This is a genomic window from Aquamicrobium terrae (assembly GCF_040545735.1).
Lineage (GTDB): Bacteria > Pseudomonadota > Alphaproteobacteria > Rhizobiales > Rhizobiaceae > Mesorhizobium > Mesorhizobium terrae_A.
In genome coordinates this window covers 1-16,650 of the sequence record NZ_JBEPML010000031.1, presented here as the reverse complement: position 1 = coordinate 16,650, position 16,650 = coordinate 1, and the positions used below count along the sequence as shown (strand labels likewise).

Genomic DNA, 16,650 nt, shown 5'->3' with positions numbered 1-16,650 from the left:
TGCCGTCCGCCTTCGCCCGAAGCCGGACGCCAAACCCGGGTTTTATTCAAATGGCGAGAGGCTCATGCATCTAAGAACAATCCTGAGCGGCACGCTGGCGGCGCTGCTCCTGTCCGGCGCGGCCGCCATGGCCAGCGACACCGGACGGGCGGCGCCCGAGCGCGGCGGCTTTTCCTTCAGGCTGCCGGGCGTGGAACTGCCCGGCCTGTTCGGCGCGAAGAAGGACGAAGGCAGCGTGCAGCTTGCCCAGAGCGGCGGCATGACGGGGCTGGAGGAGCAGATACGCGCCCTCAACGGCAAGGTCGAGGAGCTCAACTTCCAGATCCTGCAGATGCAGGAGCAGATCCGCAAGCAGCAGGAGGACAACGAGTTCCGCCTCCAGCAGCTCGAGGAAGGCGGCGGCCAGGGCGGCCAGCGCAAGTCCGATGCCGGCTCTTCCGACACCTCCGTGGCGGGCGTGCCCGCCGCCCCCGGCACCCCGACCTCCGGCGACAGCGCCGGGGGTTCGACCGTCGAGGACATCATCGTCGATTCGGGCGACGGCGAGCCTGGCCAGGTCATCCCCGGCACACCGCCGAAGAATTTCGGCACCATCACCGTCGACAAGGACGGCAATGTCGTCGATGCCGGCGCCGGCACCCAGTCCGTGAACCCGGCTGCGCCGGATGCGCCGGCCAGCGCCGCGCAACCCTCGGACAATTCGGGCGCCGTGGTTGCGGCCCTGCCGCGCACCGACGATCCGCAGGAGCTCTACCGCAATTCCTACCAGTTCATCCTGTCGGGCGACTACGGCACCGCCGAAGCCGGGTTCCGCGACCACATCGACCGCTTCCCCAAGGATTCCAACGCGGCCGACGCGCACTACTGGCTGGGCGAGGCGCTGCTGGGGCAGCAGAAATACCGCGATGCGGCCGAGGTCTTCCTGGCGGCGAGCAAGAGCTATCCCAAGGCCAAGAAAGCGCCAGACATGCTGCTCAAGCTCGGCGTTTCGCTGGTCGGCTTGAAGCAGCGCGACGTGGCCTGCGCCACCTTCGCCGAGATCGGCAAGCGCTACCCCAACGCCTCCGCATCCCTGAAGGAGCGCGTCAAGCAGGAACGGGCGCTCGCGTCGTGCTGACGCTGGAAGCCGAACCGGACCACGATGCCCGACCGTTCCTCGATATCGATTTTTCTGGCGGCGCTGTCGTCGCGATTTCCGGCGGCAGCGATTCGACCGCCCTTCTCATCCTTCTGAAAGACCATTTCCGAGCCCGTTGGCCTGCCGCGAAGCTTGTCGCGGTGACGATCGACCATGCGCTCCGCGCTGCCTCGCACGATGAAGCGCTACAGGTCGGGCGGCTGTGCGCCGGCCTCGGCATCGAGCACCGCATCCGCGTCTGGGACGGGCCGAAGCCGCGATCCGGCATTGCCGCCGCCGGGCGCGAGGCCCGCTATCGCCTGCTGGCCACGGTCGCGCGCGAGGAAGGCGTCGGCATGGTGGTGAGCGGCCACACCGCCGACGATCAGGCCGAGACCGTCGCCATGCGGCTGGAGCGCAGCGAAGACGCGCGCGGGCTGGCCGGCATGGCGCCCGCCACGCTCTATGACGACGAGGTCTGGATCGTGCGGCCGCTGCTCAGGCTTCGCCGCGCGCAATTGCGCGACATGCTGCGGCAAAGGGGCGTCGGCTGGATCGACGACCCGACCAACGAGGACCGGACCTATGAGCGGCCGCGGGTGCGCGCCGCCCTCGATGGCGAAGGGTTCGCCACGGCCATGCGGCTGGCCGCCGAGGCGGCGCGCAAGCGATGCGATCTGGGCGCGCGGGCCGCACGGTTGATCCGCCGCCATGCCGCGCAGCCGATCAGCGGGCTGGTCCATCTGCAACCTGCCTTTGTCGGGGAGCCGGACCGTGAGGCCGCGGCCTATGCGCTGCGTCTGCTGCTTGCCGCGGTGGGCGGCCTGCCGCAGCTTGCCGATACGGAGCGGGCCGAGGCGCTGCTCGCGGCACTGGCGGAAGGAACCTCGTCCCGGGCGACGCTCGCACGGGTGCTCATCGACGCAAGGCGCGGCGCAATTTTCCTGCTGCGCGAGGCGCGCGGCCTGCCGGAGCCGATGCCGGCGGTCGACGGCTTCCTGTGGGATGGCCGCCGCAGGATCACTTTGCGCGACAGCGCTGGTTCAGTGGTGATCGTCGCTGCCGGCGGCACGGAGGCCCTGCCGGCGACAGGGGCGCTCCCGCGACAGGTGCCCAAAAGCCTCGCGCGCGCCGCCCTTGCCGCGGAACCGGCCGTCTGGCGCGATGGCCGATGCCTTGGCCGGCAAGGCGCGGGGATCGCGACCGTGCCGGTGGTTGCGCCCTTCGCCCGTTTCCTTCCCGGCTTCGACCTCGAGCCGGCGCGGGCGCTGGCGCAGTTGGCGGGCGCGGCGCCAATTCCTTACCCGCCCTTGGAACCGTCTTCGCCTTGCGCCCCGCGACGATAGGACATGGCATGGCCTTAACCGATTGTCGTGCTTTTGCTTGGCAAGGGGTTATGGGCCACCTATGTTAGGCGAAGGCTCCTTTCAACGACGCGTGCCCGACGGCCGCCAACAGGACAATCGATGAATCCGAACTACCGCAACCTTGCGCTCTGGGCGATCATAGCGGTCCTGCTCATCGCTCTCTTCAACCTGTTCCAGACGCCGCAGACGCGCGGAGCCGCGACCGACATTCCTTATTCGCAGTTCCTGCAGGACGTTCAGTCGGGTCGCGTCAAGTCCGTGACCATCGCCGGCGATCGCATCAGCGGCTCCTTTGGCGACAGCGCCTCGGGCTTCCAGACCTATTCGCCGGGCGACCCGACGCTGGTTTCGCGGCTGGAGGCCAAGGGCGTGACCATCAATGCCCGCCCGGAAACCGACGGTTCCAACACGCTGTTCGGCTATCTGCTGTCGTGGCTGCCGATGATCCTGATCCTCGGCGTGTGGATTTTCTTCATGCGCCAGATGCAGTCCGGATCGGGCCGCGCCATGGGCTTCGGCAAGTCCAAGGCCAAGCTGCTCACCGAGGCGCATGGCCGCGTCACCTTCGCCGACGTCGCCGGCGTCGACGAGGCCAAGCAGGACCTTGAGGAGATCGTGGAATTCCTGCGCGATCCGCAGAAGTTCCAGCGCCTCGGCGGCAAGATTCCGCGCGGCGTGCTGCTCGTCGGCCCGCCCGGCACCGGCAAGACCTTGCTGGCGCGCTCGGTCGCCGGCGAGGCCAATGTGCCGTTCTTCACCATTTCGGGCTCGGACTTCGTCGAGATGTTCGTCGGCGTCGGCGCCAGCCGCGTGCGCGACATGTTCGAGCAGGCCAAGAAGAATTCGCCCTGCATCATCTTCATCGACGAGATCGACGCGGTCGGCCGTCACCGCGGCGCCGGCCTCGGCGGCGGCAATGACGAGCGCGAGCAGACGCTGAACCAGCTGCTGGTCGAGATGGACGGTTTCGAATCCAACGAATCGATCATCCTGATCGCCGCCACCAACCGGCCCGACGTGCTGGATCCGGCGCTGCTGCGTCCCGGCCGCTTCGACCGCCAGGTGGTGGTGCCGAATCCCGACATCGTCGGCCGCGAGAAGATCCTCAAGGTCCATGTCCGCAACGTGCCGCTGGCGCCCAATGTCGATCTCAAGGTGCTGGCGCGCGGCACGCCGGGCTTCTCCGGCGCCGACCTGATGAACCTCGTCAACGAGGCCGCGCTGATGGCGGCGCGCCGCAACAAGCGGCTCGTCACCATGGCCGAGTTCGAGGACGCCAAGGACAAGATCATGATGGGCGCGGAGCGCCGCTCCTCGGCCATGACCCAGGCCGAGAAGGAGCTGACCGCCTATCACGAGGCCGGCCACGCCATCCTGGCGCTCAACGTGCCGTCGGCCGACCCGCTGCACAAGGCGACCATCATCCCGCGCGGCCGGGCGCTCGGCATGGTCATGCAGCTCCCCGAGGGCGACCGCTACTCGATGAGCTACAAATACATGATCTCGCGCCTGGCCATCATGATGGGCGGCCGCGTGGCCGAGGAAATCAAGTTCGGCAAGGAGAACATCACCTCCGGCGCGTCCTCCGACATCGAGCAGGCCACCAAGCTGGCGCGCGCCATGGTCACCCGCTGGGGCTTCTCCGACAAGCTCGGCCAGGTCGCCTATGGCGAGAATCAGGAAGAGGTTTTCCTCGGCCATTCGGTGGCGCGCACGCAAAACGTCTCCGAGGAGACGGCGCAACTCATCGACGCCGAGGTGCGCCGCCTGATCGACGAGGCCTATTCGACCGCCACGTCGATCCTGACCAAGAAGAAGAAGGACTGGATCGCGCTGGCCGAAGGCCTGCTCGAATACGAGACCCTGTCGGGCGACGAGATCCAGGAACTGCTGGCCGGCAACAAGCCGTCGCGTGACCTGGGCGACGACACGCCGACCAGCCGCGGCTCGGCCGTTCCCAAGGCCGGCGGCACCGCCAAGGGCAAGAAGAAGGGGTCCGAGCCGGAAGGCGGCATGGAGCCCCAGCCGCAGGGCTGAGTCGCCACAAGACCGGGCGATATCGATGGACGCCGCGCCCTGCGCGGCGTTCCCGTTTTTGGGCGATGGCCCACAAAGCGCCATTTTTTGCCGGGAAACGATGCGCAAACAGCAGGAAATCGGGTGATTGCAGGAAAGCGTTTGCAATTTTAGCAAACTGTTTACCCGCCGATGATGACCATTGCGCGTACAAATTGATGGCTGACCCGGTATCCGTTGTGGCATTAGGGCATGTCTGCCGAAAGCGGCATAGGTTTCGGGCCGCGGACTGCAGGGACCCGAAACGGGTCAGGCAAATCTGAAAGACCGCGGCGCGCTCCGGGGGCGTTGTCCGGTCGGCAAGGAAAGCATTTCATGGGACGTTATTTCGGCACTGACGGTATCCGGGGACGGGCCAACAAGTTTCCGATGACGGCGGAGATCGCCATGCGCGTCGGCATGGCGGCGGGCCTGTCGTTCCAGCGCGGCAGCCATCGCCACCGCGTCGTGCTCGGCAAGGACACGCGCCTTTCCGGCTACATGATCGAGAACGCGCTGGTCGCCGGCCTGTGCGCGGCGGGCATGGACGTGTTCCTGCTCGGCCCGATCCCGACTCCGGCCGTTGCCATGCTGGTGCGCTCGCTGCGCGCCGACATCGGCGTCATGATCTCGGCCTCCCACAATCCCTATCAGGACAACGGCATCAAGCTGTTCGGCCCCGACGGCTACAAGCTTTCCGACGAGATCGAGGAACGCATCGAGGCGCTGCTCGACGACGGCGTCGACATGGCGCTGGCCGATCCGGACGCGCTGGGCCGGGCCAAGCGCGTCGACGGCGTGCACGACCGTTACATCGAATTCGCCAAGCGCACGCTGCCGCGGTCCATGTCGCTGGCGGGCCTGCGCATCGTCGTCGACTGCGCCAACGGCGCGGCCTACAAGGTGGCGCCGGCGGCGCTGTGGGAACTGGGCGCCGAGGTCGTCGCCATCAACGACGACCCCAACGGCTTCAACATCAACAAGGAATGCGGCTCGACCCATCCGGCCGGACTGCAGAAGAAGGTGCACGAAGTGCGTGCCGACATCGGCATCGCGCTCGACGGCGATGCCGACCGCGTGGTCATCGTCGACGAGAACGGCGAGATCGTCGACGGCGACCAGATCATGGCGCTGATCGCCGAATCCTGGCACCAGAACGGCCGCCTGGCCGGCGGCGGCGTGGTGTCGACCGTGATGTCCAATCTGGGGCTGGAACGGTTCCTCGAAGGGCTCAAGCTCCAGCTTCACCGCACCAAGGTCGGCGACCGCTATGTGGTCGAGCACATGCGCGCCAACAATCTCAATGTCGGCGGCGAGCAGTCCGGCCACATCGTTCTGTCCGACTTCTCCACCACCGGCGACGGCCTGGTCTCGGCGCTGCAGGTCCTGGCCTGCATCAAGCGCCAGAACAAGCCGGTCAGCGAGGTGGCGAAGAAGTTCGAGCCGGTGCCGCAGCTTCTGAAGAACGTGCGCATTTCCGGCGGCGCGCCGCTGGAGGACAGCCAGGTCAAGGAAGCCATCGAGGAAGCGCGCAACCGGCTGGGCAAGACCGGGCGCCTCGTCATCCGGCCCTCCGGCACCGAGCCGCTGATCCGCGTCATGGCCGAGGGCGACGACCGCAATCTGGTCGAGACGGTGGTGGACGACATCGTCCATGTCATCTCGCAGGTCCGCAGCGCCGCCTGAACGGTTTTGCCGACTGACCATGCAGGATCGCCCGGCCTCGTGCCGGGCGTTTGCGTTGGACTGTTTTTTCAGGCAGTTCAGGCTGCAAGCGGGGCAATCGCTTATGGCCGCGCGGCGGAAGTACCCCCACCCCTAACCCCTCCCCACAAGGGGGGGAGGGGGATTCTGCGAGGCCGGCATTCGGCATCAAATGCCGAAGATTGTGGCAGCGACACAGATGAAATCGTTCCCCTCCCCCTTGTGGGGTGGGGGTATTCCCGCCGCGATAACCTTGCCGGAAGCGGAAAGGGGCGCGCCGGAGTTACCAACGGCGTTCACAGAGACTGCAAGACGGAGGAGGCTGGACGAGGGCAATTCCGCATGAACCTGAATTGCTCCATCGCAGGAGGCCAGCTAACTTCTTGTTAGCCTTAACGGTCATTTAACCGGCATGGTTAACAATGCTCCCTTGAAAGGCGGCTGGGGTTTACCTTTTCTCGACCAGCGCCAACCTCGGGAGTTGGTGACATGAAGCTCAAGACTTGCATCGCGACGATGCTGGCGACCGCACCGGCCGCTCTGATGACCACAGGAGCCCTTGCGGCCGATTACGATCCGCCGATCTTCGTGGAGGAAGCGCCCGAATATGTGCCGGTCGAGGTCGGCTCGGGCTGGTATCTGCGCGGCGACGTCGCCTATCTGCCGGAAAAAAGCTACAAGCATGTCGATTTTGGCTCGCCGGACATCAGCTATTCGGAGCGCGAAAAGCCGGTCTTCGCCAGCCTCGGCTTCGGCTACCACTTCAACGACTATCTGCGTGGCGACGTGAATGTCGGCTGGCTGCCGGGCAACAAGATCGACGTCGGCCTGTCCACGGCGGATGAATTCGCAACTGCCCGCGTGAAGAACAGCGCCTGGACGGCGATGGTCAACGGCTATGTCGATCTGGGAACCTATGTCGGCCTCACCCCCTATATCGGCGCCGGCATCGGCGTGATGCAGACGAGGAGCAGCCTGTCTCTCGACTACCAGGACTTGAACGATCCGAGCAACGATGTCTCGGCCTATGGCCGCAGGAACGAATATGCCTTCGCCTATTCGCTCAATGCCGGCGCGGCCTACCAGATCACGGACAATCTGGTGCTCGACGTGGGCTATCAGTATCTGTCCGCACCGGACGCCAAGTATTTCGCACTGGACGGCGCCGACGAAAGCGTGGTGCGAAAGGGCGTCGACAGCCATCAGATCAAGGTCGGCCTGCGCTACGATCTGTGGTGAGGGATCCATCCCGCATCGACTGCGAAAGGGGCGGGCTTCGGTCCGCCCCTTTCGTTTGCGCGCCGCATCGGCCTGTCCCCCAAGCGACAGAAACTTTCCTCTTGACGCCGGAAGCGTGAGGGCATATCGCCGTCCGTGGGCCACCCCTCCCCAACGAGGGGCTTACTATCTGGAAGGATAGACCACGATGACCGCACTGCCTCTGCCGGACAAGCGTCCGGCCAATCCCCGTTTTTCCTCTGGTCCCTGCGCGAAGCGTCCCGGTTGGTCGCTCGAAGCGCTTACCGATGCCGCGCTCGGGCGCTCGCATCGCGCCAAGCTCGGCAAGTCCAAGCTGGCCGAGGCCATCGATCTCACCCGTGAAATCCTGCAGGTGCCGGCCGACTACCGCATCGGCATCGTGCCTGCTTCCGACACCGGCGCCGTCGAGATGGCGCTGTGGTCGCTGCTCGGCCAGCGCGGCGTCGACATGGTCGCCTGGGAATCCTTCGGCGCCGGCTGGGTGACCGACGTGGTCAAGCAGCTCAAGCTGCCCGACGTGCGCAGGTTCGAGGCGCCCTATGGCGAATTGCCGGACCTTGTGCAGATCGATTTCGACCGCGACGTGGTCTTCACCTGGAACGGCACCACTTCCGGCGTGCGCGTGCCCAACGGCGATTTCATCCCCGCCGACCGGCAGGGCTTGACTATCTGCGATGCCACCTCCGCCGCCTTCGCGCAGCGGCTCGATTTCGCCAAGCTCGATGTCGTGACGTTCTCCTGGCAGAAGGTGCTGGGCGGCGAGGGCGCGCATGGCATGCTGATCCTGTCGCCGCGCGCCGTGGAGCGCCTGGAAAGCTACGTGCCGGCCTGGCCGCTGCCGAAGATCTTCCGCATGACCAAGGGCGGCAAGCTGATCGAAGGCATCTTCAAGGGCGAGACCATCAACACGCCCTCCATGCTGGCGGTCGAGGACTATCTCGACGCGCTGCGCTGGGCGAAGGAGATCGGCGGGCTGGATGCGCTGGTCGCCCGCGCCGACGCCAATTTCGCGGCGGTCGACCGTTTCGTGGAAAAGGCCGGCTGGCTCGGCCATCTGGCCGTCGATCCGGCGACGCGCTCCAACACCTCGGTGTGCCTGTCGATCGTCGATCCCGACATTACCGCCCTTGATGCGGACGGACAGGCGGCCTTCGCCAAGGGGCTGGTGTCGCTTCTCGACAAGCAAGGCGTCGCCTACGATATCGGCCATTATCGCGATGCCCCGCCTGGCCTGCGCATCTGGTGCGGCGCGACCGTCGAGGCGTCCGATCTCGAGGCGCTGGTGCCGTGGCTCGACTGGGCCTTCGCCGAGCAGAAGGCGACGCTGAAGAAAGCGGCCTGACTTAACTCAGCCCCTCACCCTTACCCTCTCCCCGTGAAGAACAGGGAGAGGGAGACCGCCAAGGTCGCGGCCCTCTCTCTTCTCCCCGTCATTCACGGGGAGAAGATGCCGGCAGGCAGATGAGGGGCGGCGCCAGACATCCCAATTCAAGGATACACCCATGCCCCGCGTACTCGTTTCCGACAAACTCTCCCCCACCGCCGTGCAGATCTTCAAGGATCGCGGCGTCGAGGTCGACTACCTGCCCGATCTCGGCAAGGACAAGGAAAAGCTGCTCGAAGTCATCAGCCAGTATGACGGCCTCGCCATCCGCTCGGCCACCAAGGTCACCGAAAAGCTGATCGCCGCCGCGACGAACCTGAAGGTCATCGGCCGCGCCGGCATCGGCGTCGACAATGTCGACATACCGGCGGCCTCGCGCCGCGGCATCATCGTGATGAACACGCCGTTCGGCAATTCCATCACCACCGCGGAGCATGCGATCGCGCTGATGTTCGCGCTGGCGCGCCAGATCCCGGAGGCCAACGCCTCCACCCATGAAGGCAAGTGGGAGAAGAACCGCTTCATGGGCGTGGAGATCACCAGCAAGACGCTGGGCATCATCGGCGCGGGCAATATCGGCTCGATCGTGGCGACGCGCGCCGTTGGCCTCAAGATGCATGTCGTGGCCTACGATCCGTTCCTGTCCGAGAGCCGCGCCGAGGAGCTGGGCGTCGAGAAGGTCGAGCTGGACGAACTGTTCGCCCGCGCCGACTTCATCACCCTGCACACGCCGCTGACCGACAAGACGCGAGGCATCATCAATGCAGAGGCGATCGCCAAGATGAAGGACGGCGTGCGCATCATCAACTGCGCCCGCGGCGGCCTGGTCGTCGAGGCCGATCTGGTGGCGGCGCTGAAGAGCGGCAAGGTGGCGGGCGCCGGCGTCGACGTGTTCGAAATCGAGCCGGCGACGGACAACGCACTGTTCGGGTTCGAGAACGTGGTCTGCACGCCGCACCTCGGCGCCTCGACCTCCGAGGCGCAGGAAAACGTCGCCCTGCAGGTGGCCGAGCAGATGTCGGACTACCTCATCAAGGGCGCGGTTTCCAACGCCATCAACATGCCGTCGATCACCGCCGAGGAGGCGCCGCGCCTGAAGCCGTTCGTCAAGCTCGCCGAGGTGCTCGGCGCTTTCGTCGGCCAGGTCACCGAGGACCCGATCAAGGAGGTCGAGATCCTGTTCGACGGTGCCACCGCGCAGATGAACACCAAGGCGCTGATCAGCGCGGCCCTTGCCGGGCTGATCCGTCCGCAGGTGGCCGACGTCAACATGGTGTCGGCGCCGATCATGGTGAAGGAGCGCGGCATCATCGTCGCCGAGGTCAAGCGCGACAAGTCGGGCGTGTTCGACGGCTACATCAAATTGACGGTCAAGACCGAGCACAGGGAGCGGGCCATCGCCGGCACCTGCTTCTCCGACGGCAAGCCGCGCTTCATCCAGATCAAGGGTATCAATCTCGATGCCGAGGTCGGCCAGCACATGCTCTACACCACCAATGCCGATGCGCCGGGCATCATCGGCCTCTTGGGCACGCTGTGCGGCAAGAACAACGTCAACATCGCGAACTTCGCGCTGGGCAGAAACCGGCCGGGCGGCGATGCCATCGCGCTGCTCTACCTGGACGGGCCGTTCCCGGAGAACGTGCTGGAAGAGGTCCGCGCCCATCAGGCGATCGATTCGGCCAAGCGGCTGCAGTTCGACGTCAACGGCATGTGAGAGATAAGACGTATGTGAGACGACGCGGTCGGCCCGGAAGAGCCGGCCGCTTTTTTGTCAGGGCAGGGGCGTGGCGTTGCGGCGTCCGTCATATTCGGCGATCAGCACGCCGGACAGCACCAGCGCCAGCGCGACCGCGTGATAGGTTTCGAAATCCTCGCCGAGGATCGTCACCGCCAGCAGCGCGCCCCAGATCGGCAGCAGGTTGATGAAGAGGCCGGCACGATTGGCGCCGATCAGCTCGACGCCCTTGATGTACATGATCTGCGCCAGCAGCGACGGGAACAGTACGATATAGGCGATCACCGCCCACCCCCGCGCATCGGGCAGGATCAGCGCGCCCGCGGCGGCTTCGGCCCATACAAAGGGCAGGGCGCCGAGAACGGCGCCGGCGCACAGCGCCACCATCAGGCTCATCCAGTTGAGTTGCGGCTTGCGCCGCAGCGCGGCGGTGTAGAAGCCGTAGGTGAAGATGGCGACGATCATCAGCGCATCGCCGAAATTCACGTCGAGTTCCAAAAGCCGCTTCACCTCGCCATGGGTGGCGGTGACGACGATGCCGGTGAAGGACAGGAGGAAGCCGGCGATCTGCGCCGCCGAGCTGCGGGTGCCGAACAGGAGATAGGACAGGATGAACACCAGCAGCGGTATCGCGCCCTGCTCGATGCTGACATTGGTGGCGCTGGTGTAGAGCAGGGCGCTGTAGAGGGCGACGCTGAACAGCGTGAAGCCGATGGCGCCCATGGCCAGCAGGTACCATTTGCGGTCGCGCAGCACCGCCCAGTCCCTCACGATCTCGCGGCGGCCGGCGATGGCGAGGATGGCCAGCACCAGCCCCCAGCGCATGGCGGTGAGGAACATGGGCGAGACATGGCCGACCGCCAGCTTGCCGGCAATGGCATTGCCGGCCCAGAACAGCGTGGTCGCCGCCAGAAGGACATACGGGTTCTGCATCATGAGCGAGAGCTTGGGCGTGCATTCCAGAAGTTGTAATGCGCCTTCATGCCAGATAAATCGCGCCGAAGCCAAAATTGTTGTGCCGCTGGGGCGCACAAGCGGCAAACAAAGGTCGCGCGCGGCGTTCCGGGACGCTATAGAGGCCTGTCGTTTTTACGGGCGCGTCCAGGTGGCGGCCCGATGGAAGGGAAGAAGACATGGCCAATGTGGTGGTCGTCGGCTCGCAGTGGGGCGACGAAGGCAAGGGCAAGATCGTGGACTGGCTGTCGGAGCGCGCCGATGTGGTGGTGCGCTTTCAGGGCGGGCACAATGCCGGACATACGCTCGTCGTCGACGGCAACGTCTACAAGCTGTCGCTGCTGCCGTCGGGCGTGGTGCGCAAGGGCAAGCTGTCGATCATCGGCAATGGCGTGGTCTTCGATCCGCATGCTTTCGTGGCAGAAGTGGAAAAGCTGCGGGCCCAGGGCGTGGAGGTGACGCCCGAGCGCCTGAAAATCGCCGAAAATACGGCGCTTATCCTGTCCCTGCACAGGGAACTGGACGGCTTCCGCGAGGATGCGGCCTCCAATTCCGGAACGAAGATCGGGACGACCCGGCGCGGCATCGGCCCGGCCTATGAGGACAAGGTCGGGCGTCGCGGCATCAGGGTGATGGATTTGGCGGACCTGGACACGCTGCCGGCAAAGGTGGATCGCCTGCTGACGCATCACAATGCGTTGCGCAAGGGGCTTGGCCATGAGGAAGTGGCGCATGAGACGATCATGCAGGAACTGACCTCGGTGGCCGAGAACGTGCTGCCCTACATGGACCGGGTGTGGAAGGTGCTGGACGACAGCCGCAAGGCCGGCGAGCGCATCCTGTTCGAGGGCGCGCAGGGCACGCTGCTCGACATCGACCACGGCACCTATCCCTTCGTCACCTCGTCCAACACGGTGGCGGGACAGGCGGCGGCGGGCTCCGGCATCGGCCCGGGGGCGCTGAGCTATGTGCTGGGCATCACCAAGGCCTACACCACGCGCGTCGGCGAAGGGCCGTTCCCGACCGAGCAGGTCAACGAGATCGGCGAGTTCCTCGGCACGCGCGGCCATGAGTTCGGTGTCGTCACCGGGCGCAAGCGCCGCTGCGGCTGGTTCGACGCGGTGCTGGTGCGCCAGGCGGTGGCCGTCAACGGCATCAAGGGCATCGCGCTCACCAAGCTCGACGTGCTCGACGGGCTGGACGAGATCAAGGTGTGCACCGGCTATATGCTGGACGGCGAACTGATCGACTATCTGCCGGCCAGCCAGGGCGCGCAGGCGCGCGTGCAGCCGGTCTACGAGACGCTGGAAGGCTGGAAGGAAACCACCGCCGGCGCCCGGAGCTGGAACGACCTTCCGGCGCAGGCCGTTAAATATGTGCGTCATATCGAGGAACTGATCGGCGCCCCCGTGGCGCTGCTTTCAACCAGCCCGGAGCGGGACGACACGATACTTGTGACCGACCCGTTTCAGGACTAACTATGCCCGTTCGGCGGGGCATGGCAGCGCGCGCCATGCTCCCCCGGCAAAAGGACAGGTCGACTGAAGCATGGCAGATTTCGTTGCGGTTCTGAAAAAGACGCTCGGCGGTCTCGGCGACACCACGCCTGAAATCCGGGCCAAGGTCTACGACAAGGCCCGCGCGACGATCGCCGCCAAGCTGGCCGCGCTCGATCCCGCGCCGCCGGCCGCCGTGGCCGAGCGCCAGAAGAAGATGCTGGAGGACGCCATCGCCACGGTGGAACGCGACTACGCGCCGCCGCCGGCACCGGACGTCGACCCGCTGGCGGAACTGGAGAACCTGTTCTCCTCGATCGACCGCAACAAGAACCAGCAGACCCATACCGCCCCCTCGGCCTTCGTGCCGCCCGCGCCCAAGGTCGAGCCCGTCGCCGGCCTGCCGGTGCCGAAGCCCGCGGAACACCCCGTTGCGCCGCTGCCCGTCGACGTGCCGGCGGAAAAGCCGCAATCGCCAGCCGCGACGGCGTCCGGGGCCGAGCGCGAGCCATCGCCCCGGCCCGCTCCCGTCTTTCCTGCACAGCCCGTGCCGGAGCGCCCGCTGGCCGGCAGCGCGGTTCCTCCGCAGGATGCGCCCCGGGCCGAGGATGTGGACGACGTGTTCGACCATCCGCCCGAGACGGCCCCGCTGGAACGGCGGCCGGAGCTGGCGTTCGACGACGCCGAAGAGGGTGAGCGCCGCAGCTACAAGAGGCTGATCGCCGCCGTCGTGGCGCTGCTGGTCGTGGCCGGTGGGGGCTACGGCATCTGGCTGAACAAGGACGCCTTCGGTGACCTGTTCGGTTCCGGCAGCGGCGAGCCGAAGCCGGTCGTCGTCAAGCCGGTGAAGGTGCCGCCGCCCAGCGAGGACACAGCGGCGGCCGAACCGGCGCAGCCGGAGCCCGCCCCGGCGCCCGCCAATGGCGGGGAGGCATCGGAGAGCACCAAGTTCACCCAGCGCCTGCTGCCGGACGGCAATGAGACCGACCCCGGCCCGGCCGGCGGCGGCAGCTCGATCGGCGAGGGCTCGTCCGTGGTTTCGCTGACCACGCCGCCAGCCGCGGTGGCACCCGATTCGGGCCAGGCTCCCGGTCCCGCGCCATCCGGCCAGCAGAACGAGGCCGGGCAGGCCGGCGTCGCGGTCGGCCAGAAGGCGATCTATTACGAGGAGCGCACCAACGTGGCGCAGGGCTCGGCCGAGACCGGCAATGTGGTGTGGTCGCTGGTGCAGGAATCGCCGGGCGGCGACGAGCCGCCGGAGCCCGCTATTCGCGGCGAGGTGCAGGTGCCGGGCAAGGATGTGCAGCTTCGCATGACCATCCGCCGCAACGCCGACGAGACGCTGCCGGCCAGCCACATCATCGAGATGATCTTCCTGACACCCGCCGGCTTCGAGGGCGGCGGCATCGACAATTTGCTGCGCATCGCGCTGAAGAAGGCCGAACAGGAGGCCGGCAGCCCGCTGATCGGCATTCCGGCCAAGATCGCCGACGGCTATTTCCTCGTCGCGCTCAACGACACCAAGGCCGACGAGGACGCCAATCTGGCCCTGCTGCGGAACCAGGAATGGATCGACGTGCCGGTGGTCTACAAGTCCGGCCGCCGCGCCCTGCTCACCATGGAAAAGGGCATTCCGGGCGACAAGGTGTTCGACGAGGCGATCAAGGCCTGGCAGGCGAAGACCTCGGGATAAGGCAGGGCACAAGGTCGTGGCGGAGCGCCGGGCCCGCCGCCGGAACTGCCCGGGAGGGGCAGGGGAGAGGGGTTGTCATGGAAATCGTCATTCCGAGCGCGGCCAATCTCGGCCTGTTCGTCGTTGCGGCCGTGGTCCTTCTGGTCGTTCCCGGGCCGGCCGTTCTCTACATCGTGGCACGCTCCATGGCGCAGGGACGCAAGGCCGGGCTGATGTCCGACATCGGCATCCATTCCGCCACGCTGGTCCACGTCATGGCAGCGGCGCTCGGCCTTTCGGCGCTACTTGCTTCCTCGGCTGTCGCCTTCTCGGTCGTCAAATATGCAGGGGCGGCCTATCTCATCTGGATCGGGCTGAAGAAGATCTTCGGCCGCGATGAGGAGGATGCCGACATCGGGGCGGGGATGAAGGCGCGCTCCTATGGGCGGCTGTTCCGCGACGGTTTCGTCGTCAACCTTCTCAATCCCAAGACGGCCTTGTTCTTCCTCGCCTTCCTGCCGCAATTCATCGAGGTCGAGCGCGGCCATGTGGCGATGCAGATCGCCTTTCTCGGCCTTGTGTTCACGCTGCTCGGCTTCATCAGCGACGGGTGCTATGCGCTGGCGGCCGGTGCGCTCGGCGAGCGGTTGCGGCAAAGCCGCGCCTATCTGCGCTTCGAGCGCTATGTCAGCGGCGTGCTGTTCATCGGGCTCGGCGTCAGCGCCGCCTTTGCCGGAAACAACCGCAAGTAGGATCGGCCCGTCGGGAATCGGGTCGAGCACGGCAAGTCCCTGTGGCATGGCTTCGGCCGGTGCGGCATGGTGGCCGTCATGAGGTGAGCGATGTCGAACGAAATTCCGGCCAACCGACCGATGACCCTGGCCGAGTGGGCGACACTTCTTTTCCTGTCGATCCTGTGGGGTGGGTCGTTCTTCTTCAATGCCGTCGCGGTGAAGGAACTGCCGGTGTTCACCGTGGTGGTCGGGCGGGTGGCCGTGGCGGCGGTGCTGATGCTCGGCCTGCTCAGGATCATGGGCCTGAAGCTGCCCGGCCAGCGGCGCATCTGGGCGGCCTTCTTCGCCATAGGTCTCCTCAACAACGCCATTCCCTTTTCGCTGATCGTCGGCGGCCAGCAGCACATCGCCTCGGGCGTCGCCTCGATCCTCAATGCCGCGACGCCGCTGTTCACCGTGCTGTTCGCCCATTTCCTGACGACGGATGAGAGGATGACGGGCAACCGGCTGGCCGGGGTGCTGGTCGGCTTTCTCGGGGTCGCCGTCATGGTCGGCCTCGACGCCGTGCAGGAACTGGGCAGCCATGTCACGGCGCAGTTCATGTGCCTGTCGGCCACCGTCTCCTATGCGCTGGCCAGCATCTACGGGCGGCGCTTCCGCGCCATGGGCGTGCCGCCGCTGGTGACGGCGACCGGGCAGGTGGTGGCGGCAAGCGTGCTGCTCGTACCGGTGATGCTTTTGGTCGACCGGCCGTGGACGCTGCCGATGCCCGGCCTCGGCGCGCTCGGCGCGGTGGCCGGACTGGCGGTGCTGTCGACGGCGCTCGCCTATGTGCTGTTCTTCCGGCTGCTGGCCACGGCGGGCGCCAGCAATCTGGCGCTGGTCACCTTCCTCGTTCCGGCCAGCGCCATCCTGCTCGGGTTCCTGTTCCTCGGCGAAGTGCTTCTGCCGCGCCATCTGGCCGGCATGGCGCTGATCGGCCTCGGCCTTGCGGCGATCGACGGGCGGCCATGGCGGGCGCTGCGCAGGCGAGGTGCAAGGCCGGCCGCGAACAGGGGTTGATGCGCCGGTTCGTCGTCATCAACTCTGATGGTTTTGATTGTCTCTGAGCCTTGCGTTGAGGGTTATGATGATCTTTCGCATGGTCGCTGCGATTGCGAGGATCGGTG

The 16,650-nt window shown here is 66.3% G+C and carries 12 protein-coding genes; 11 read left to right on the top strand and 1 reads right to left on the bottom strand.

The features are described from left to right. Window positions 1–64 precede the first annotated feature (64 nt). The 7 genes from ybgF to serA all read left to right on the top strand — a co-directional run bounded on the left by ybgF (window position 65) and on the right by serA (window position 10,604). Entirely contained in the window at window positions 65–1,117 is a 1,053-nt protein-coding gene (gene ybgF / locus ABID37_RS25340) for a tol-pal system protein YbgF (RefSeq protein WP_354199757.1), read from the top strand. After that, on the top strand, window positions 1,111–2,463 hold the full coding sequence (gene tilS / locus ABID37_RS25335) for a tRNA lysidine(34) synthetase TilS (protein ID WP_354199756.1): 1,353 nt from the start codon (window positions 1,111–1,113) through the stop codon (window positions 2,461–2,463). The genes ybgF and tilS overlap by 7 nt, the downstream gene beginning before the upstream one ends. Window positions 2,464–2,583: 120 nt before the next feature. Continuing rightward, complete coding sequence (ftsH, locus tag ABID37_RS25330; RefSeq protein WP_354199755.1) at window positions 2,584–4,521, top strand: ATP-dependent zinc metalloprotease FtsH; 1,938 nt, start codon at window positions 2,584–2,586, stop codon at window positions 4,519–4,521. A 354-nt stretch (window positions 4,522–4,875) separates the two neighbouring features. Further along, window positions 4,876–6,225, top strand: a complete 1,350-nt coding sequence (glmM, locus tag ABID37_RS25325) for a phosphoglucosamine mutase (RefSeq protein ID WP_354199754.1) — start codon at window positions 4,876–4,878, stop codon at window positions 6,223–6,225. Window positions 6,226–6,732: 507 nt separating this feature from the next. Then, a complete protein-coding gene (locus ABID37_RS25320) occupies window positions 6,733–7,482 on the top strand; it encodes an outer membrane protein (RefSeq protein WP_354199753.1) in 750 nt (249 codons plus the stop codon). Window positions 7,483–7,669: 187 nt separating this feature from the next. Further along, the gene (locus tag ABID37_RS25315; RefSeq protein WP_354199752.1) at window positions 7,670–8,845 is read left to right on the top strand and encodes a phosphoserine transaminase; all 1,176 of its coding nucleotides are present in this window, start codon (window positions 7,670–7,672) and stop codon (window positions 8,843–8,845) included. A gap of 160 nt (window positions 8,846–9,005) precedes the next feature. Beyond that, complete coding sequence (gene serA, locus ABID37_RS25310; RefSeq protein ID WP_354199751.1) at window positions 9,006–10,604, top strand: phosphoglycerate dehydrogenase; 1,599 nt, start codon at window positions 9,006–9,008, stop codon at window positions 10,602–10,604. 57 nt (window positions 10,605–10,661) lie between these two features. Here serA and ABID37_RS25305 read toward each other — a convergent pair whose 3' ends face one another. Beyond that, window positions 10,662–11,561 (bottom strand): DMT family transporter, encoded by a 900-nt coding sequence (locus ABID37_RS25305; RefSeq protein WP_354199750.1) that lies wholly within the window; start codon window positions 11,559–11,561, stop codon window positions 10,662–10,664. A gap of 197 nt (window positions 11,562–11,758) precedes the next feature. On the opposite strand from ABID37_RS25305, the gene ABID37_RS25300 reads away from it, so the two are divergent. The 4 genes from ABID37_RS25300 (at window position 11,759) to ABID37_RS25285 (ending at window position 16,543) form a co-directional block, all read left to right on the top strand. After that, window positions 11,759–13,057 (top strand): adenylosuccinate synthase, encoded by a 1,299-nt coding sequence (locus ABID37_RS25300; protein ID WP_354199749.1) that lies wholly within the window; start codon window positions 11,759–11,761, stop codon window positions 13,055–13,057. A gap of 70 nt (window positions 13,058–13,127) precedes the next feature. Continuing rightward, complete coding sequence (locus ABID37_RS25295) at window positions 13,128–14,768, top strand: hypothetical protein (protein WP_354199748.1); 1,641 nt, start codon at window positions 13,128–13,130, stop codon at window positions 14,766–14,768. Window positions 14,769–14,845: 77 nt separating this feature from the next. Continuing rightward, window positions 14,846–15,499 carry a LysE family translocator gene (locus ABID37_RS25290; protein ID WP_354199747.1) on the top strand — a complete coding sequence of 218 codons (654 nt, stop codon included), beginning with the start codon at window positions 14,846–14,848 and terminating at the stop codon, window positions 15,497–15,499. A 90-nt stretch (window positions 15,500–15,589) separates the two neighbouring features. Beyond that, window positions 15,590–16,543, top strand: coding sequence for a DMT family transporter (locus ABID37_RS25285; protein ID WP_354199746.1), 954 nt, complete (start codon window positions 15,590–15,592; stop codon window positions 16,541–16,543). Window positions 16,544–16,650 lie beyond the last annotated feature (107 nt).